A 3,679-nucleotide genomic window follows, 5' to 3' on the forward strand; every position below is an offset into this window, starting at 1 on the left:
ATATACAACGAAGCGCAGTTAAAGAGAAAAGAGGATCTTATCGTTTATTTTGCCTTAGGCCAATTCGAAAGGAGAAAGCCTCAAAGTAAAATGCCAGAAAGTTTGAAACGAGATATCAAAGCTTTTTTTGATTCTTATCAGTTAGCCTTGGAGGAATCTCGTGAAATGCTGTTCTCGGTTGGTAATCCAGAAAAAATCGGGCTGGCTTGTATAAATACTTACAAGTCCATTGGCAGCGGCTATTTGGAAGATGGTCACAGTTTTACATTTCATAAAAATCACCTACTCTAAAAAGTAATAACGTACCTGGGTACTCAGCCTTGATCTGGCCGTACTGTTTCATTAGCGGTGTTTCTTTCTGCTTCTTTACCTTTGTACTCAAAATTAGACCTAAAATAAAGGTGAGAGAAAGGGTAAATACGGTTTGGCGAAACCAAATTTGGTCTCGTAACAGCGCTTTACTTTTTGAAGTTGAAAGCTGAGAAGTCACCTCATTTAAGCTTAAAGTATCCCTCATAGATTTTTCGATAACGTTTTTTCGAATCTTCATCTAAAAAGTCTTCATAGAAACGTCTAAAATCATCACGCTTCACCACTTCAACTAGCGAAGCATCAGTTTTTTATTACTGCTTCATCCCAAAGCGTTTTAGAGCAACCAATGAACCAGACCGTATACTCTATAATTTCATTAATCGGCAATTGGGCAATCTCAGCGGCAACCCCGATGAAACGCCCATGAAACTGGGCCTCAACCGGTTGAGCGAACATAGGATCAATATTACCCTTAGCTAACATTGTTAACAGGCCTTTTGGTCCTTTGTCACCCAACCTTTCAATCAGAATATTAGAGCCTTTAAATTGACCTAAAAGAGCCTCTATCGGTTTGGTATAGGAGCGGCCATTTGAGTACCCAAAGCGCACAGCTCCAGATTGAATTAGTTTTTCAAGTGAAATACGTCCTGACTCATTTTTAAAGTCATTGAATTTCGACAAATCGCCTTTACGAACGACGAGATCATTGGGTAACAATAAACGTGCGGGTTTGGTAAAAGCAATGAATTCAGAACGTGCAGGTGTTTTAAGTAAGGTAACCGAACAGGCATTCAGACCCTTTTTCATATCACGCAAAGTGCGTTTAAACGCTGATACTAGTACCTAATGGTCAAAACCATCTATTTCCTGAGTCAAATAATTCTCAATCTGGTCTAAATATCCTTTTCCCACGTCAGACCCATTAACAATACTTAAAGCTGAAAATTCTGGCTTATACCATGTAATTGTTTTATCTGTGCTTGCTGAGACCTGCTCAACATATAAAAAAACAGCTAAAAGCAGAAATATATATTTTTGAATCGCCATTCCAGTCCCTATGTTTTTAATTTTTGGTTGTAGCGGATGCAAACAGCAATCGCCATACTGAATTAATATTGTCAAGGTAAGAAAACAGATTGCATAAAGTTATGATGCATTAATTGCCTTTAATTTATTTTGCTAAATTTTCAGCATCATAAAGTTGATCAGACCAGAGTGCTTTACGTTTGCTAGGCTTTTCGAATTTATATCAGTAACATTTAAATATTTTGTGGAAAAAATGTCGCTTTATTCGCTATTTACGTGCTTTTTAAAATCAACAAACCATCTACGATGTTTATTGGCATGGACATATAGGCTTATTGTGTGTCCTAACTTTAAATGTGCTGGTTTATTTATTGCATCAAAAATGGCTGTCTAGTTCACTTAAACTCTTTGCACTCAGTTTGATTACTGCTCATGCTCAACGTATTGTCGAGCACGTATCGTGGGCACTGCCCTTAACTAAGAGTTTAGACAAAAACATCTAAACCAAATCAGTTGTCTTATGTCAAATTGCACATAAACATTAAATATCTTTGCACGTAAATCAGTTAATGAATCGTTTGAGTTGAGCTTTTGGGCCGAAGCAAACCCGCAAGGTCATCGATTTGAAGCGCTATTGCTGCCTCCACTTCATAACTGCATGTGAGTTTTTTATGTCAACCTAATGTTTAGGAGTCTATTTCTAGCGCCATACCGTTGTTGTTTTTTATGAGAACACCCAAAACTAATGCAACTAGCTGAGCTTGATTATGGTTCCTTTACTAGGGCCTGCTAAAGCGCTGAACAACGCTTAGTAATCTACTTATATCCTGGGCGCTATTATTGAACAATACCGAAATCTTATGACTAACCTTAAGGTGCGAAAAGCCCATTACTCATGTGATGATTTAAACACATCGATTGAAGTGCCTACTTTTTTGCTTCATTGAACATGACTTCCTTCTATTGGTCTCTGTTTGTACTACAATAGTTGTTTGAATTTAAGGTATCAGAGCTTTATGCGTCGCTGTTTAGTTGATGAAAACATTATTGGCATCAGACCCCCTATCTCAACCAGCTCAAACTCGCCACTCTTTAAGAAGCCTTTAAAGAAGCCTCCGAAACTATCGCCAACAAAGCAGGGCCTTACTCAATATGGAAAATAAAACCGGCGTATTATTAATAAACCTCGGCACCCCAGATAGCCCATCAACGGCCGATGTAAGATCATATCTTTTCCAGTTCCTTAATGACCCGCGAGTCATAGATTTACCCTGGTTATTGCGTAAAATTTTGGTGAACCTGATTATTGTACCGTTCAGAGCGCCTAAATCAGCCAAACTTTACCAACAGCTGTGGACCGAAAATGGCTCACCCTTGCTCTATTACAGTAACAAAGTCAGCCAGCTATTGGACGACGAGTTGGGTCAAGATTATAGCGTACACTTAGCAATGCGTTACAAAAGCCCTGGCATTCCCGACGTTTTAGCTGAGATGAAGAAGCTCAATTATTCACGCATCGTGGTGTTGCCCATGTTCCCCCAGTACGCTTCGGCTTCAACCGGATCAGCACTCGAAATGGTGATGACCGAGATCGGTAAGTGGTGGGCAATCCCCGAACTAAAAATAATCAGCCAGTATTACGACCACCCTGATTTCATTGATGCTATTGTTGATCGGGCCAGCAAGTATGACCCGGGTGATTATGATCATGTGCTGTTTTCATACCACGGCCTGCCTATGCGTCATGTTGACAAGGTTTATGAGGAGGGCCTTTGCGAAGACCGAGATTGTGAACATGAGATTACCGCAGAGAATCAGTATTGTTATAAGGCCAGTTGTTTTGCAACAACTCGACTACTGGCAGAAAAGCTGGGGCTAGCGGAAGACGATTACACTGTGTGTTTCCAGTCGCGTCTCGACAAGAACTGGTTGGAGCCCTTTTCAGACAAAGTTGTAGAGACATTGGCGAAACAAGGTGCCAAAAAATTGCTGGTGTTCTCGCCAGCTTTTACCGCCGATTGTTTAGAAACAGTTATAGAAATAGGGGATGAATACCAACAGATCTTCACCCAGAATGGCGGTGAAAATGTCCAATTAGTAGAAAGTCTTAACGACCACCCTCTTTGGGTCAGCTGTCTCAAGAAATTGGTCTTGGATGTTAAATAACTTTTGCGCTGATTATAAAGCGGTTTGCAGCGTGCTTGCAGATGGTAGTCCTGTTAGATTGGATCTGTGCCAAGCGGATGTCTAAAAACGTCGTCAATATGCAACAGTAACTTTGGAACAAAGGAATTAGGAATTATACTGTCAGTTGTTGTTGTGAATCTATTGATCGTTACAC

General features: G+C 40.0%; 4 protein-coding genes and 1 pseudogene. 2 read left to right on the forward strand and 3 right to left on the reverse strand.

The features are described from left to right. A pseudogene (locus QZ562_RS20360) lies at positions 1 to 291 on the forward strand (hypothetical protein); the annotation flags it as partial. Here QZ562_RS20360 and QZ562_RS20365 read toward each other — a convergent pair. From QZ562_RS20365 to QZ562_RS20375, 3 genes are all read right to left on the reverse strand, one after another. Then, positions 263 to 550: a hypothetical protein gene (locus QZ562_RS20365; protein ID WP_293764409.1), complete on the reverse strand. Its 288-nt coding sequence runs from the start codon at positions 548 to 550 to the stop codon at positions 263 to 265. The pseudogene QZ562_RS20360 and the gene QZ562_RS20365 sit on opposite strands and share 29 nt — an antisense overlap. Positions 551 to 612: 62 nt before the next feature. Continuing rightward, positions 613 to 1,128: a hypothetical protein gene (locus QZ562_RS20370; protein ID WP_293764412.1), complete on the reverse strand. Its 516-nt coding sequence runs from the start codon at positions 1,126 to 1,128 to the stop codon at positions 613 to 615. Positions 1,129 to 1,155: 27 nt separating this feature from the next. Next, complete coding sequence (locus QZ562_RS20375; RefSeq protein ID WP_293764414.1) at positions 1,156 to 1,359, reverse strand: hypothetical protein; 204 nt, start codon at positions 1,357 to 1,359, stop codon at positions 1,156 to 1,158. 1,131 nt (positions 1,360 to 2,490) lie between these two features. Between QZ562_RS20375 and hemH the strand changes: the two genes are divergently transcribed. Continuing rightward, positions 2,491 to 3,504, forward strand: a complete 1,014-nt coding sequence (gene hemH, locus QZ562_RS20380; RefSeq protein ID WP_293764416.1) for a ferrochelatase — start codon at positions 2,491 to 2,493, stop codon at positions 3,502 to 3,504. Positions 3,505 to 3,679 lie beyond the last annotated feature (175 nt).

Origin of the sequence: uncultured Paraglaciecola sp. (assembly GCF_913058035.1) — a bacterium.
Taxonomy (GTDB): Bacteria; Pseudomonadota; Gammaproteobacteria; order Enterobacterales; family Alteromonadaceae; genus Paraglaciecola.